At 73.0% G+C, this 13,955-nt stretch carries 14 protein-coding genes; 7 read left to right on the forward strand and 7 right to left on the reverse strand.

Annotated features, from left to right (window positions below; genetic code table 11):
* Positions 1–33 precede the first annotated feature (33 nt).
* On the reverse strand, positions 34–390 hold the full coding sequence (locus OG440_RS34735) for a VOC family protein (RefSeq protein WP_406010714.1): 357 nt from the start codon (positions 388–390) through the stop codon (positions 34–36).
* 62 nt (positions 391–452) lie between these two features.
* Here OG440_RS34735 and OG440_RS34740 point away from each other — a divergent pair, with 62 nt between their 5' ends.
* Entirely contained in the window at positions 453–1,343 is an 891-nt protein-coding gene (locus OG440_RS34740; protein WP_406010715.1) for a universal stress protein, read from the forward strand.
* Here the strand turns inward: OG440_RS34740 and OG440_RS34745 are convergent.
* The 3 genes from OG440_RS34745 to OG440_RS34755 all read right to left on the reverse strand — a co-directional run bounded on the left by OG440_RS34745 (position 1,327) and on the right by OG440_RS34755 (position 4,018).
* Positions 1,327–2,562, reverse strand: coding sequence for a DUF4032 domain-containing protein (locus OG440_RS34745; RefSeq protein WP_406010716.1), 1,236 nt, complete (start codon positions 2,560–2,562; stop codon positions 1,327–1,329). The genes OG440_RS34740 and OG440_RS34745 overlap by 17 nt on opposite strands.
* Before the next feature lie 9 nt (positions 2,563–2,571).
* On the reverse strand, positions 2,572–3,321 hold the full coding sequence (locus OG440_RS34750) for an MBL fold metallo-hydrolase (RefSeq protein WP_406010717.1): 750 nt from the start codon (positions 3,319–3,321) through the stop codon (positions 2,572–2,574).
* 67 nt (positions 3,322–3,388) lie between these two features.
* Positions 3,389–4,018, reverse strand: coding sequence for an alpha-ketoglutarate-dependent dioxygenase AlkB (locus tag OG440_RS34755; RefSeq protein ID WP_406010718.1), 630 nt, complete (start codon positions 4,016–4,018; stop codon positions 3,389–3,391).
* Between the two features lie 204 nt (positions 4,019–4,222).
* On the opposite strand from OG440_RS34755, the gene OG440_RS34760 reads away from it, so the two are divergent.
* Together OG440_RS34760 and OG440_RS34765 are read left to right on the forward strand one after the other, a co-directional pair.
* Complete coding sequence (locus OG440_RS34760; RefSeq protein WP_406010719.1) at positions 4,223–4,858, forward strand: TetR/AcrR family transcriptional regulator; 636 nt, start codon at positions 4,223–4,225, stop codon at positions 4,856–4,858.
* 28 nt (positions 4,859–4,886) lie between these two features.
* Positions 4,887–6,560, forward strand: coding sequence for an FAD-binding dehydrogenase (locus tag OG440_RS34765; RefSeq protein ID WP_406010720.1), 1,674 nt, complete (start codon positions 4,887–4,889; stop codon positions 6,558–6,560).
* Positions 6,561–6,762: 202 nt separating this feature from the next.
* On the opposite strand, the gene OG440_RS34770 is transcribed toward OG440_RS34765, so the two are convergent.
* A complete protein-coding gene (locus tag OG440_RS34770; protein WP_406010721.1) occupies positions 6,763–7,128 on the reverse strand; it encodes a DUF488 domain-containing protein in 366 nt (121 codons plus the stop codon).
* Positions 7,129–7,280: 152 nt separating this feature from the next.
* Between OG440_RS34770 and OG440_RS34775 the strand changes: the two genes are divergently transcribed.
* From OG440_RS34775 to OG440_RS34790, 4 genes are read left to right on the forward strand one after another with little or no spacing between them, the layout of a single operon-like run.
* Positions 7,281–8,699 carry a M1 family metallopeptidase gene (locus OG440_RS34775; RefSeq protein ID WP_406010722.1) on the forward strand — a complete coding sequence of 473 codons (1,419 nt, stop codon included), beginning with the start codon at positions 7,281–7,283 and terminating at the stop codon, positions 8,697–8,699.
* 59 nt (positions 8,700–8,758) lie between these two features.
* Positions 8,759–9,508 carry a L,D-transpeptidase family protein gene (locus tag OG440_RS34780; protein WP_406010723.1) on the forward strand — a complete coding sequence of 250 codons (750 nt, stop codon included), beginning with the start codon at positions 8,759–8,761 and terminating at the stop codon, positions 9,506–9,508.
* A gap of 17 nt (positions 9,509–9,525) precedes the next feature.
* On the forward strand, positions 9,526–10,224 hold the full coding sequence (locus OG440_RS34785; protein ID WP_406010724.1) for a response regulator: 699 nt from the start codon (positions 9,526–9,528) through the stop codon (positions 10,222–10,224).
* Positions 10,221–12,128, forward strand: coding sequence for a sensor histidine kinase (locus tag OG440_RS34790; RefSeq protein ID WP_406010725.1), 1,908 nt, complete (start codon positions 10,221–10,223; stop codon positions 12,126–12,128). The genes OG440_RS34785 and OG440_RS34790 overlap by 4 nt, the downstream gene beginning before the upstream one ends.
* Positions 12,129–12,308: 180 nt before the next feature.
* Here the strand turns inward: OG440_RS34790 and OG440_RS34795 are convergent, their stop codons facing one another.
* Both OG440_RS34795 and OG440_RS34800 read right to left on the reverse strand, forming a co-directional pair.
* Positions 12,309–12,557, reverse strand: coding sequence for a WhiB family transcriptional regulator (locus OG440_RS34795; protein ID WP_406010726.1), 249 nt, complete (start codon positions 12,555–12,557; stop codon positions 12,309–12,311).
* 102 nt (positions 12,558–12,659) lie between these two features.
* A complete protein-coding gene (locus tag OG440_RS34800; protein WP_406010727.1) occupies positions 12,660–13,877 on the reverse strand; it encodes a saccharopine dehydrogenase family protein in 1,218 nt (405 codons plus the stop codon).
* Positions 13,878–13,955 lie beyond the last annotated feature (78 nt).

A 13,955-nucleotide genomic window follows, 5' to 3' on the forward strand; every position in this document is an offset into this window, starting at 1 on the left:
GTGCGCCGCCAGGCCAGGGCAGGGCGCACGCGGTCAAGACGGCCGCCGCGCCGACAGGACGCAGAACTCGTTGCCCTCCGGGTCGACCAGCGTCACCCACGGCTGCTCGCCCTGTCCGATGTCCGTGCGGCGGGCGCCCAGCGACAGCAGGCGGGTCACCTCCGCCTCCTGGTCCTCCGGGCGGAAGTCCAGGTGGAGACGGTTCTTGACCGTCTTGCCCTCCGGCACCGTCACGAACAGCAGGCCCGGCAGCCGGTCCTGCTCCGGCCGGATCTCGTACTCGCCGGGTGCCTCGTCGACCACGACCCACCCGAGGGCGGCGGCCCACCAGCGTCCCAGCTCCGCCGGGTCGGCGGAATCGACGATCACTTGTTCCCATTCCAGTGCCATGCCGGAAGCGTAGTGAAGACTGGGGTCCGGCGGATGTGATCACGACACGAGGAGGCGGCGGGATGACGGGCCCGATCACGGCAGGGGTCGACGGGACGGACGAGAGCCTCGCGGCGCTCGCCTGGGCGGCCCGCGAGGCCGTCCGGCGCGATCTGGAGCTGCGGGTGGTGCACGCCTGGCGCTTCCAGCCGCACGCGGCGGCCGACGTGGCGGACCGGGACGCCCAGGAGCGGTGGGTGCGGGACTCCGTGCGGCAGGCCGTCGCGGCGGTCGCCGAACGGCACCCGGCGCTCGCCGTCACCACCGACGTCCAGGAAGGCGGCCCGGTCGAGTCGCTGGTCGCCGCCGCGGCGGACGCGGAACTCCTCGTGCTCGGCTCGCGCGGTCACGGACCCGTGGTCGGGTTCCTGCTCGGCTCGGTCGGCCAGCAGGTGATCGCCGAGGCCGCGCGTCCGGTCGTGCTGGTCCGGGCCGACGACAAGCCGTCGTCCGAGGCGGCCGGCCACGAGATCGTCGTCGGCCAGCACGGCGAACCCGAGGACAGCGGCCCCGCGCTGCGCTTCGCGTTCGAGACGGCGGCCGCCCGGGGCGCGGGCGTCCGTGCGGTACGGGCCTGGACGCTCCCGCCGGTGTTCGCCTACAGCCCCGGCTCGCTCAAGCTCCTCGACGACGCCGGCGGCCTGGAGCCGTACGAGAGGAAAGCGCTGGCCGCCGCCCTGCGACCGTGGCGGGAGCGCTTCCCCGACGTGCCGGTGGTGGAACACGTGGAGATGGGCAGCGCGGGTCAGGTCCTGCTGTCGGTGGCCGGACGGGCCCAGCTGATGGTGGTCGGCCGCCGTGCCCACCGCACGGCCGTCGGCTCCCGGATCGGCTCGGTGGCGCACGGCGTCCTGCACCACGCCGACTGCCCGGTCGCCGTCGTCCCCCAGGACCGGCTCACTGCGGAACCGTAGGCTCCAGCGTCTCCCGGGCCTTGGGAAGGATCTTCTTGATGTAGTCCTCGACCGCCGTGTCGAGCCCGATGTCCTGCTGCGCGTGCTCCGAGAGGTACCAGCGGTGTTCGAGGAGCTCGTGGTAGATCTCCGCCGCGTCCATGGAGCCGCGCAGCTCCAGGGGGACCGCGCGCACGGTGGGCCGGAAGACGTCCCGTACCCAGCGGTGCGCCAGCACCTCCGGGCGGGCCGCGAGGGGGTCGCCCGGGGCGTAGTCGTCCTGGGTGGCCATCCAGCTCTCCAGGTCGTTCAGCAGCCGCCGGGCCTGGTTCTCCTCGGTGTCCAGGCCGGTGAGGCGCAGCAGTTGACGCTGGTGGTGGCCCGCGTCGACGACCTTCGGCACGAAGGTGACCGTGTCCCCGTTGGAGGAGTGCTCGATCTGCATCTCGGCGACGTCGAAGCCGAGCTCGTTGAGCCGCCGGATCCGGCGCTCGATGTAGTGGTACTTGCCCGCCGGGTAGATCGAGGTACGGGTCAGCTCCTGCCACAGCGCCCCGTAGCGGGCGCAGATCTCCGTGCCGAACTCGATCGGGTCCACCGAGGGGTGCAGCGCCCCGGAGGCCTCCAGGTCGAGCAGTTCGCCGCTGATGTTGACGCGGGCGAGGTCGAGGTCGTAGTCGCGCTGGCCGGGGCTCAGCCGGGGGTGCAGGTCGCCGGTCTCGGCGTCGACGAGGTAGGCGGCGTAGGCGCCCGCGTCCCGCCGGAACAGCGTGTTGGACAGCGAGCAGTCGCCCCACGCGAACCCGGCCAGATGCAGCCGCACCAGCAGCACGGCGAGGGCGTCCATCAGCCGGTGCATGGTCGCCGGGCGCATCGTCGTCTCGAACATCGAGCGGTACGGCATCGAGCCGCCCAGATGCCGGGTGACCAGCACCGATTCCAGCGGGACGCCGCCGGTGTCGGCGCGGCCGGTGACCACGGCCAGTGGGTCGACGGCGGGGATGCCGAGCCGGTCCAGGTCGCGCAGCAGTTCGTACTCGCGCAGCGCGGGGCGTTCGGCGAGCTCCTTGACGGCGATCACCTCTTCGCCGGCCTGGGCGTAGCGCACCACGTGGCGGGAGATGCCGCGCGGGAGCGGGACGAGGACCTCCTCGGGCCACTCCTCCAGGGGCAGGTGCCAGGGCAGCTCCAGCAGGAGTGCCGGATGCTCCGGGTTGGTGGCGCTGATCTGCAAAGCCATGGCCCGACCTTAGACGGCGCGTTCGCGGGCCTGCTGGGCCGCCGCCTTCACGGACCCCCGGTGCAGCGGGCCGTGCCCGGGCAGCAGCAGGTCGCCCGCCAGCCCCTCGATCACGTCCAGGGACTCCACCGCGCGGGCCCGCTCGTGATGGAACATGTCCGGCAGCAGCTGCGGCCCCTTCAGGCGCGCGGTCGCGTGGCCGCTGACCAGGGCGTCGCCGGAGATGACGACGCCCGCCGCCGGCAGGTGGAAGACGGCGTGACCGCTGGTGTGGCCGGGGGTGTGCACCGGGACGGGACGGCCGGGCAGGTCGAGCGGTCCACCGGCGCCGGGGAACGCCTCGGGCGCGGTGACCGGGTGCTGCTCGGTGCCGCCGACTCGCAGCACGTGCACCATCCAGGGCAGCACACCGGGCCGCCAGATGTTGCCCAGCACCTGGCCCACGGTCACCTGCTGGAGGAACTCCCGGCGGGCGTGCGGCACTTCGGCCTCGTGCAGATAGACCGGGGTGCCGTAGGCGGAGCGCAGGTGTTCGGCGGAGCCCAGGTGGTCGTTGTGGGCGTGGGTGATCAGTACGGCCGTGACGGCCTCCGGTGAACTGCCCACGGCGGCGAGCGAGTCGAGGACCAGTTGCCGGTCTCCCGGGTAGCCGGTGTCGATCAGGGTGACGGCGTCCCCCTCGGTGAAGATCACCCAGTTGGTGTTGCTGCCGTGCACCAGGTAGGTGCCGTCCGCCACTTGCCGTACGTCTGCCCGCATGGCCGTCCCGTGTCCTGGAGATTCGTGCCCGACGGGGACAGCAAAGCAGATCACCGGGCGGCTCCGTTCAGCGCACCCCGTGCGGACGGAACTGGACGCTGATGCGCGGCCCGGCGGCGCGGGTGGACTTGGGGACGCAGTGCTCCCAGGTCCGCTGGCAGGAGCCGCCCATCACGATCAGGTCGCCGTGCCCCAGAGGGCGCCGCACCGTCTCGCCCCCGCCCGCCGGGCGCAGCAGCAGGTCGCGCGGGGAGCCCACGGAGAGGATCGCCACCATGGTGTCCTCCCGGGCGCCCCGGCCGATCCGGTCGCCGTGCCAGGCGACGCTGTCCCGGCCGTCGCGGTAGTGGCACAGGCCGGCGGTGGCGAAGGGCTCGCCCAGCTCCTCGGCGTAGTGCGCGGACAGGGTTTCACGGGCCTGGGTCAGCACCGGGTGGGGCAGTTCCTCGCCGGCTCCGTAGAACGCCAGCAGTCGCGGCACGTCGACGAGGTGGTCGTACATCTCGCGGCGCTCGGCACGCCACGGGACCTCGGCCGCCAGCTGTTCGAACAGGGCGTCCGATCCGGTGAGCCAGGCCGGCAGCACGTCGATCCAGGCGCCCGCGCCGAGCGTGGTGCGGCGGATGCCGTCGAGAGGGCCGAGTCGCGGTTCGTCGGTCTGGTCGAAGAGGGAGCCCTGGAGGTGGTGCGCGGTCATGGGTCCAGCGTACGCCTTAATCGAAAATATGTTCCCTTCGGCTGTCACGAGCCCGGAGTGCGTGCGGGAGACGGGAGACGGGGGTGGTGCGGCGCGCGGACACGGGTGGAGTGACGGGGAGGCGGGGGCCGTGCGGTCCGGTTCGAGAGGGCTTTCGATACATCGGTGTATCGGATACATTCCCGTATCGAACGGAGGTCCGGGATGGCGGCGGAGCAGAGTGAGCGGACGACCGGGCGCGTCACCCGGCGCCGGGTCCGCACGCGCGCCAGGCTGCTGGACGCCGCCTTCGAGGTGTTCGCCGCCAAGGGCTTCGGGCGGGTCTCCATCGAGGAGGTCTGCGAGGCCGCCGGCTACAGCAGGGGCGCCTTCTACTCCAACTTCGACAGCCTGGACGAGCTGTTCTTCGCCCTCTACCGGCAACGGGCCGACCTGATCGCCGAGCAGGTGTCCGGGGCCCTCGCGCTCGACGGCCCCGACCTCGACGTGCCCGCCGCCGTCGACCGGGTCACCGAGGTGCTCCTCCTCGACCTGGACTGGCTCCTGGTGAAGACGGACTTCCTGGTGCACGCCGCGCGGGCTCCGGACGTCGCGCAGACCCTGCTGGAACACCGCGCGCGGCTGCGGCGGGCGATCGCCGACCGGCTCGCCCGGGCCCGTGGTCTCGCCGCACCCCCGGCCGTGCTCGGGGACGTCGACAGCGCGGCGCACGCCGTGGTCGCCGCCTACGACGGGGTCACCGCCCAACTGCTGCTGGACAAGGACGTCGAGGGTGCTCGTGTCTGGCTGAAGCAACTGCTCACCGCGCTGCTGACCGACGGCAGCGGCACCCCGGAATGACACCCTCTAGGGAAAGGCAGCGGACGCCATGGACGCGGACGTCATCGTCGTCGGAGCGGGCCTCGCGGGCCTGGTCGCGGCGCACGAACTCACCAGCAGGGGCAGGCGGGTCGCCCTGGTCGACCAGGAGAACGCCGCCAACCTCGGCGGCCAGGCGTTCTGGTCCTTCGGCGGGCTCTTCCTCGTCGACTCCCCGGAGCAGCGCCGCCTCGGCATCAAGGACTCCTTCGACCTCGCCTGGAACGACTGGCAGGGCAGCGCGCAGTTCGACCGCGCCGACGACGAGGACTCCTGGGCGGTGCGCTGGGCGCGCGCCTACGTCGAGTTCGCGGCGGGGGAGAAGCGGAGCTGGCTCGCCGGGCACGGGATATCCTTCGTGCCGACCGTCGGCTGGGCGGAGCGCGGCGACCTGCGCGCCGACGGCCACGGCAACTCCGTGCCCCGTTTCCACGTCGCCTGGGGCACCGGCACCGGTGTCGTCGAGCCGTTCGCGCGCCATGCCAAGCAGGCGGCGAAGGACGGGCTGCTGACCTTCTACCACCGGCACCAGGTGGACGAGCTGGTCCTCCAGGACGGCGCCGCCCGAGGGGTACGCGGCACCGTCCTCGCCCCCGACGACTCCGCGCGCGGCGTCGCCTCCAACCGCGAGCGCGTCGGCGACTTCGAGCTGACCGCCCAGGCCGTCGTCGTCACCAGCGGTGGTATCGGCGCCAACCACGACATCGTGCGGCGCTACTGGCCCGAACGGCTGGGCACACCGCCCGCCGAGATGGTCACCGGTGTCCCCGCCTACGTCGACGGCCGCATGCTGGACATCAGCGCCGAGGCCGGCGTCCGGCTGGTGAACCGCGACCGCATGTGGCACTACACCGAGGGCATCCGGAACTGGGACCCGATCTGGCCCGGCCACGGCATCCGCATCCTGCCCGGCCCGTCCTCCCTGTGGTTCGACGCTCTGGGCCGCCGGCTGCCCGACCCGTGTCTGCCGGGCTACGACACCCTCAACACGCTCGAGCACCTGCGGACGACCGAGGACATCGCCGAGCACGACCACTCCTGGTTCATCCTCACCCGCAAGATCGTCGAGAAGGAGTTCGCGCTCTCCGGGTCCGAGCAGAACCCCGACATCACCGCCAAGGACCGCAAGGCCGTCCTGCGCGACCGGCTGCTCGGCAAGGGCGCCCCGGCGCCGGTGCAGGCGTTCCTCGACCGGGGCGCGGACTTCGTCATCGCCGACACCCTCGACAGGCTCGTCGAGAAGATGAACGGGCTGACGGGGAAGGCGCTGCTCGACGTGGACACCCTGCGCCGGCAGATCGAGGCGCGCGACCTGCAGATGGCCAACCCGTACAGCAAGGACGCGCAGGTCCAGGGCATCCGCAACGCGCGCCGCTACATCGGCGACCGGCTGGGCCGGGTCGCTACCCCGCACCGCATCCTCGACCCCGAGGCCGGCCCGCTCATCGCCGTCAAGCTGCACGTCCTCACCCGCAAGACCCTCGGCGGCATCCAGACCGACCTCGACTCGCGCGCGCTGGGCGCCGACGGGCAGCCGGTCGAGGGCCTGTACGCGGCGGGCGAGGTGGCCGGTTTCGGCGGCGGCGGCGTGCACGGGTACAACGCCCTCGAAGGCACCTTCCTCGGCGGCTGCCTCTTCTCGGGACGGGCCGCTGGACGGGCAGCGGCCCGTCAGACGGGCTGACGGCCGGGCAGACGGGCCCGGGCTCAGGGGCAGCAGGGGCGGCCTGACCGGCGACGGCGGGGGAGCTAAGCGACGCGGCACCGGCAAGGCGCCGGCCCGGTCGGGTCGACGGGCTGCGGCCGGGCCCGACCGGTGGGCATCGCCCTCGGCACCGGCACCGGCAGTCTGCTCGGCCTGCCCGCCGCCGACGCCCCACGCATCGTCAGCGCCGGTCCGCCCGCGCCTCCAGCAGGCGGACCAGCACCGCCGTGTGACTGCGCTCCGGGGACTTCGCGGACGTCAGCAGCGTCACCGGACCCTCGCGGGCCGACTCCCGCAAGGTGTCGAGGAGTTCGGCCGCCCCGGGGTCGGCCAGCTCCGCCTCGTAGCGCCGCGCGAACTCCTCGTACGTCCCCTCGCCCGCGTGGTACCAGCGGCGCAGTTCGGTGGACGGGGTGAGGCCCTTGGGCCACTCGTCCACGCGGGCCGCGTCCTTGGACACCCCGCGCGGCCACAGCCGGTCGACCAGGACCCGTACCCCGTCGTCGGGTTCGGGCGGGTCGTAGACGCGACGCACGCGGACACTCATGGGCGGCCGTCCTCGGGTTGGCGGGTCCTGTCGAGGGTAGCCCCGGGACGCCCGACGACACCGCTCGGCTTGACCTGAACGAGGCAGAGGACCGGGGCGCCCGGTCCCTACTCTGAGGACGTCTGATCACACGCCACCCCCCAGGAGCGCACGTGACACACCCTCGCAGACGCGCCACCACCCTCCTTCGTCGCGAAACCGTCGCCGCCACCGTCCCCGTCGCCCTGGCGGCGCTGCTCACGGCGGCCGGTCCCGCCACGGCGGCCGGACCGACGGGCACCGCGGGCGTCGGCGACCCCTACTTCCCGCTCGCCGGCAACGGCGGCTACCACGTCACCCACTACGACCTGACCCTGCGCTACGACCCGGGCACCCGGCACCTCGACGGCAAGGCGGTGCTGACCGCCCGCGCCACCCGGCGGCTGACCCGCTTCGACCTCGACTTCCAGGGGCTGAAGGTCACCGGCCTGACCGTCGACCACGTCAAGGCCGCACACAAGCGCGCCGGCCAGGAACTCGTCGTCACCCCACGACGCGCCCTGCGCAAGGGGGAGCGGTTCCAGGTCGCCGTCACCTACGACGGCACGCCCGGCCCGGTCACCGACCCCGACGGCTCCCTCGACGGCTGGATCCCCACCGACGACGGGGCCTTCGTCGCGGGGGAACCGCAGGGGGCCATGACCTGGTTCCCGGCGAACAACCATCCCCGCGACAAGTCCTCCTACGACTTCACCCTCACCGTCCCGGCGGACCGCGCCGCCGTCGCCAACGGTGTCCTGCTCGGAAAGCGCACCGCGAACGGCCGCACCACCTTCCGCTGGCGCCAGAGCGAACCCATGGCCGCCTACCTCGCGACCGCCACCGTGGGCAAGTTCCAAGTCGAGCAGTACACGACCCGCGACGGGATCAAGGTCTACGACGCCGTCGACCCACGCGAGGCCACGGCCGCCGCGCCCGTCCTCAGGCAGTTGCCCTCCGTACTGGACTGGGAGAGCGGGCTGTTCGGGCCCTACCCGTTCCGCGCCGCCGGCGCCATCGTCGACCACGCCCCGGACGTCGGCTACGCCCTGGAGACCCAGACGCGGCCCGTGTACGACCAGGCGCCCTCCCTGAGCACCCTCGTCCACGAGAGCGCCCACCAGTGGTTCGGCGACTCCGTCTCCCTCACCTCCTGGAAGGACATCTGGCTCAACGAGGGCTTCGCCACCTACGCCGAGTGGCTCTACGCCGAGCAGCACGGCGGTGCCAGTGCTCAGAAGACCTTCGACGCCCTGTACGCCCGCCCCGCGACCGACGGCCTGTGGGCGTTCCCGCCCGGCGATCCCGGCAGCGGCGCGAACATCTTCGGCACCCCCGTCTACGCCCGAGGTGCCATGACCCTGCACGTCCTGCGCACCACGGTCGGAGACCGCGCGTTCTTCCGTATCCTGCGCGCATGGGCCGCCGGGCACCGGTACGGCCACGGCACCACCGCACAGTTCGAACGGCTCGCGGAACGGGAGTCCGGACGAGACCTCGGCGCGCTGCTGCGGACCTGGCTGTACGGCCGGGGCAAGCCCGGCACGCCCTGACGCCCGAACAGGCCCCGGAACCTGACGAGTTCCACACACCTGTCGGCGAAGGTCGAACGATGATCATCCATCGCCGCCGGGCCGTGCTGCTCGCCGCGTCCTTTCTGCTCACCGGATGCGGCGGCGCCGCGGCCACCCCCGAGCGCCGGCCCGGCGCCACCGCCGCCGGCACACCGGCGGCGCCCGACACCTCCGCGCCGGCGGTCTCCGTCGAGGCGGCACCGCAGGGGATCCCCGGCCTGGGGACCAGGACCCGGGCCGCCGTACCGGACGACGCGGACCAGGTGGTCGTGGTGACCGGGCGGGGCCGCGACTCCCCGCTCTCCACGGTGGTCCTGTACCGGCGTACCGGGGCCGGCTGGGAGGCGGGGGAGAACTGGCCCGCGCACAACGCGCTGCGCGGCTGGAGCGACCACCACATGGGTGGCGACCTGCGCTCGCCCACCGGCGTCTACGGCCTCACCGACGCCGGTGGGCTGCTGCGCGACCCCGGCACCCGGCTCTCCTACGACCGCGGCGTCGGATTCACCTCGCCGGGCACCGGATTCGAGGGCGAGTCGCTGCGGGGCTCCTTCGACTACGTGATCGCCATCGACTACAACCGCCGGCCCGGCACCTCGCCCCTCGACTGGACCCGTCCCCTCGGCACGCGACGCGGTGGGGGCATCTGGCTGCACGTCGACCACGGCGGCCCCACCCACGGCTGCGTGAGCATCGCCGAGGAGCACATGAGGGACCTGCTCCTCGCCCTCGACCCCGCCCTGCACCCCGTGGTCGTCATGGGCGACCATGCCTCTCTGGCCCGCTGAAAAAACGGAGTTGTCGCGTGTGCGCTCATGTACTGGTCGCCGAGGACGACGCGATGCAGGCCGAACTCATCCGCCGCTCGCTGCTCGCCGAGGGGCACACCGCCACCGTCGTGCACGACGGCGCGGCCGCGCTGGACGCCGTGCGGCGGAGCCGGCCCGACCTCGTCGTCCTCGACCTCATGCTGCCGGTCATCGACGGTTTCGGGGTGTGCCGGGTGCTGCGCCGGGACGACGACATCCCGGTACTGATGCTGACCGCCCGCGCCGGCGAGGACGATGTGCTGCTCGGCCTGGAACTGGGCGCCGACGACTACATGACCAAGCCGTACAGCCCGCGTGAGCTGATGGCCCGCATCCGAACCGTCCTGCGGCGCAGCGGGCGGACCGGCGCCGACCGGCGGGACGGTCCCGTCGTACGGGCCGCGGGGCTCGCCGTCGATCCCGAGCGGCACGAGGTGCGGTGCGACGGCGAGCCGGTGGAGTGCACTCCGGCCGAGTTCCAGATCCTGATGGCCATGGCCGCCGAACCCGAACGGGTCTTCTCCCGACGGCAGTTGCTCCAGTGCACCCGCGGGTTCGATCGGGCCTCCACCGAACGGGCGATAGACGTGCACATCATGAACCTGCGGCGGAAGATCGAGACCGACCCGCGCAGACCGGTGCGGCTGCTGACGGTGTTCGGCGTCGGCTACAAGCTGAGCGGCGGCCACGCGTGATCGGCGCCCGCACCCGTCCCGGCAGGACGAGCCGCACCCGTACCCGCATACCGCTGCGCAAGCGGCTGCTGGTCCGCCTGCTGATCGCGTCCGTTCTGATCGCCGTGTGCTCGGTGGCCGCCACCGCCTGGCTCGCCGTCACCACCACCACGCGCGCACTACGGGAGGAACAGGCCCGGTCCCTCGCCGACGACATGGACATCCTCGCGCGGCTGAGCGGCTACGCGGCCACCCACCCCGACTGGAAGGGCGTCGAGGCGACGCTCCGTGACCTGTCCGCGCGGACCGGCCGGCGCATCGCCCTCACCACCGCCGTCCGCACCCCCCTGGCCGACTCCGCGCCGCGCGGAACGCCCCTGCCGCCGCGTGCCGCCGCCACCGTCGACCCGCTGCGCACCGACACCTACAGCGAGCCTGGCGCGCAGCTGAGCGGGACCGACCCGCGGGTGGTGGGCCCCTACCGGCTCACCGCGATCGAACGCACGAAGCTCGACGCGGTGGCCCGCGACCGGCAGAAGTGCCTCTCCCACTACGGCATCGACACGACCGTCACGCACACCCCGAGCGGGCGACCGGTGGTCGCCACCACGGACTCCACAGCCGTGTCCGCGTACGCGCTCGAAGAGTGCGGGGACGGACGGCTGGACACGCCGGCGCCCACGGAGGAGAAGGCGCTGACCGCGCTCCAGGGTCGCGCGGGCGGCTGCCTGACCCGCGCGGGCCTGGACCCCGACACGCCCTTGCTGTTCGGCACCGGCCTCCCGGGCACGTCCGGCCGGACCCCTACCCCGGCGCCCACGTTCGTCAAGGTGAGGGGCGGCAGGGACGTGGACGGCAAGGAGGCCGTGCGCGCGGCCCAGACCTGCCTGGAGACCGCCCGGCGCGACCAGTTGGACCCCTACGTCGCCCCGGTCGCCGAACTGTTCCTCGGCGTCGGGGAGAGCGGCGCGGCGCCCCGCTGGGTGATGTCCCCGGCGAACAAGGCGAAGGTCGTCGGCGCGGCCGGGCTGGTGCTGGCCGTCACCGTCGCCGTCACCGCCGTCGTCGCCACCCGCCTGGTCCGGCCCCTGCGCGCCCTGACCGAGGCCGCGCAACAGCCCCCGGACCGGCACGTCCGGGTGCCCGTCACGACGCGCGACGAGACCGGGATCCTCGCGGAGGCCTTCAACGACCTGGCCGAGCGCCGGGAACGGCTGGAGGCCCAGCGCAAGGCCTTCGTCAGCGATGTGGCCCACGAACTGCGCAGCCCGCTCACCAATATCCGGGGGTGGCTGGAGGTCACCCGCGACGGCCTCGTCGAACCCGACACCGAACTGCTCGGCGCCCTGCACGAGGAGGCCCTGATACTCCAGCGGGTCATCGACGACCTGCGCGACCTCGCGGCCGCCGACGCCGGCACCCTGCGTCTGCACCGCGAACCGGTGCCCGTGGAGGATCTGCTGGCCCAGGTCGCCGCCGCCCACCGGGTCGCCGCCGACGCGGCCGGCGTGCGCCTGCGCACCATGGCCGAGACGGAGACCGGGAAAGACGGCGCTGTCTGGCTGGACGCCGATCCGGTGCGGCTGCGGCAGGCGCTCGGCAACCTCGTCACCAACGCGGTACGTCACACCCCGCCCGACGGCACGGTCACGCTGACCGCCCGGGGCGACGGCGAGCACGTCGTCCTCGAAGTCGCCGACACCGGCACGGGGATCTCCGCCGAGGACCTGCCGCATGTCTTCGAGCGGTTCTGGCGGGCGGAGAAGTCACGCAGCCGTCGCACCGGCGGCAGTGGCCTGGGCCTGCCGATCGTCCGTCAGCTGACGGACGCCCACGGCGGCACGGCGCGGGCGACGAGCACCCCGGGCGAGGGCAGCGTCTTCACCCTGCGACTGCCCGCGGCGAAAGCCCCCGGAGACGGCTGACCGGCGGCCCGCTGCGACTGGGCGCCGCCCGGTGAGGGCCGACACGCCGGAGCGGCCGGCTCCGGTGCCGATCCGCCCTCCGGCCGCTCCCGCCCGGCCACCCTGCCCCACCTGGGCCACGACCCTCGGGAACACCGGGATCACCGTTCGGGATCACCGACTCTCCCGTCCCGGCCCTGGTCACGAACTGCGTCGTGCCCTGATGCGCCGCTTGAGGGCACGTCGTTCGTTCTCGCCCGTACCGCCCCAGACCCCGAGGGTCTGATCGGTCTCCATCGCCCACTCCAGACACTGCTCCCGCACAGGGCAGCGTCGGCAGACCGCCTTCGCCTGCTCCGTCTGGAGCAGTGCCGGACCGGAGGTACCGATCGGGAAGAAGAGGTCGGGGTCCTCGTGGCGGCACTCGGCGTGCTCTCGCCAGTCGTCCATCGAAGTCACCTGCGATCTCGTCGTATGTGCTTTTCCGGATGAGTTGCTCCCGATCGGGTCACCGGGAGGGTGGCGGTGAAACAGGGCAGGCCGGAAAAACGTTCACTGCTCCCGTTGCCCCCACGGGGAGCCGTACGCGGTGAGCAGGTCGAGGAACGGGCGGGGCGGGAACGCCTCGGGGCCCAGGACGCCGGCGCCCGACCACGCGCCCGTGGCGAGCAGTTCGAGGGCGACCACGGGGTTGACGGCGGTCTGCCACACCACGGCCTGGCTGCCGTACTCGGTCATGGACCACTGGTTGTCGACCACGTGGTAGAGGTACACCTCGCGCGGCGCGCCGTCCTTTACGCCCCGCACCCAGGTGCCCGCGCAGGTCTTGCCGTGCATCAACTCGCCCAGGGTCGCCGGGTCGGGCAGACAGGCGGCCACGACGTCCCGGGGCGAGACGGGCACCGGTCCCGACGCGCTCGGTACGGTCACGGGCGAGGTGCGGTCGAGGCCCAGGCGGTGCAGCGTCTTCAGGGTCTCGATGAACTCGTCGCCCAGGCCGTACTTGAAGGTGACCCGGCGCGCCTTCACCCAGCGCGGCACGAGCAGCACCTCCTCGTGCTCGACGTTCACGCACTCGACCGGTCCGATGCCCTCGGGGAAGTCGAACACCTCGGGCTCGCTGAAGGGCGCGGTGGTGAACCAGCCGCGGTCGGCCTCGTAGACCACCGGGGGGTTGAGGCACTCCTCGATGGTGGTCCAGATGTTGAAGGAGGGCGCGAAGTCGTGGCCCTCGACGGTGAGGTTCGCGCCGTCGCGGATGCCGATCTCCTCGATCTCGTCGAAGAGTTCGTCGGCGGCGTACCGGGCGAAGACGTCCGAGAGGCCCGGCTCGACCCCCATGCCGACCAGGGCCAGGGCGCCCGCCGCGGCCCAGTCGTCGGCCTCGGCGAACTGCGCGTCGCCGAGCCGGACCCCGCACTCCTCGTATGGCCGGTCGGGGTGCGGCCGCGACAGTGACATCGCCATGTCGACATAGGTGGCCCCGGTGGCACGCGCCGCGCGGAACAGCGGCATCACGAACCGCGGGTCGGTGGCGTTGAGCAGCACGTCGCAGCGGTGGCGGGCGAGCAGGTCGGCCACCGCCGCCTCGTCGCCCGCGTCGACACGCTCGGCGAGGAAACGGTCGTCGCCGTCGAGCGCGGCGACGGCGGCCGCGGCACGGGCGGGGGCGTAGTCGGCGACCACCAGCGCTTCGAAGAACGGACGGCGGGTGGCGATCCGGGTGATGGCGGTGCCTACACCGCCGGCGCCCACGAGAAGGACACGCATGACGAGAACTCCCTCGGCTGGGATGGGAACGAAGGTGTGCGAAGGGGGGCCCTGAGAGAGATACAACGCCGTGTGCGC

It is taken from the genome of Streptomyces sp. NBC_00637 (genome assembly GCF_045161545.1).
Lineage (GTDB): Bacteria > Actinomycetota > Actinomycetes > Streptomycetales > Streptomycetaceae > Streptomyces.

Bases quoted from the DNA above. Each gene is read 5' to 3' on its own strand.
- OG440_RS34735 (WP_406010714.1), bottom strand. From the start codon at position 390: ATGGCACTGGAATGGGAACAAGTGATCGTCGATTCCGCCGACCCGGCG.
- OG440_RS34740 (WP_406010715.1), top strand. From the start codon at position 453: ATGACGGGCCCGATCACGGCAGGGGTCGACGGGACGGACGAGAGCCTC.
- OG440_RS34745 (WP_406010716.1), bottom strand. From the start codon at position 2,562: ATGGCTTTGCAGATCAGCGCCACCAACCCGGAGCATCCGGCACTCCTG.
- OG440_RS34750 (WP_406010717.1), bottom strand. From the start codon at position 3,321: ATGCGGGCAGACGTACGGCAAGTGGCGGACGGCACCTACCTGGTGCAC.
- OG440_RS34755 (WP_406010718.1), bottom strand. From the start codon at position 4,018: ATGACCGCGCACCACCTCCAGGGCTCCCTCTTCGACCAGACCGACGAA.
- OG440_RS34760 (WP_406010719.1), top strand. From the start codon at position 4,223: ATGGCGGCGGAGCAGAGTGAGCGGACGACCGGGCGCGTCACCCGGCGC.
- OG440_RS34765 (WP_406010720.1), top strand. From the start codon at position 4,887: ATGGACGCGGACGTCATCGTCGTCGGAGCGGGCCTCGCGGGCCTGGTC.
- OG440_RS34770 (WP_406010721.1), bottom strand. From the start codon at position 7,128: ATGAGTGTCCGCGTGCGTCGCGTCTACGACCCGCCCGAACCCGACGAC.
- OG440_RS34780 (WP_406010723.1), top strand. From the start codon at position 8,759: ATGATCATCCATCGCCGCCGGGCCGTGCTGCTCGCCGCGTCCTTTCTG.
- OG440_RS34795 (WP_406010726.1), bottom strand. From the start codon at position 12,557: ATGGACGACTGGCGAGAGCACGCCGAGTGCCGCCACGAGGACCCCGAC.
- OG440_RS34800 (WP_406010727.1), bottom strand. From the start codon at position 13,877: ATGCGTGTCCTTCTCGTGGGCGCCGGCGGTGTAGGCACCGCCATCACC.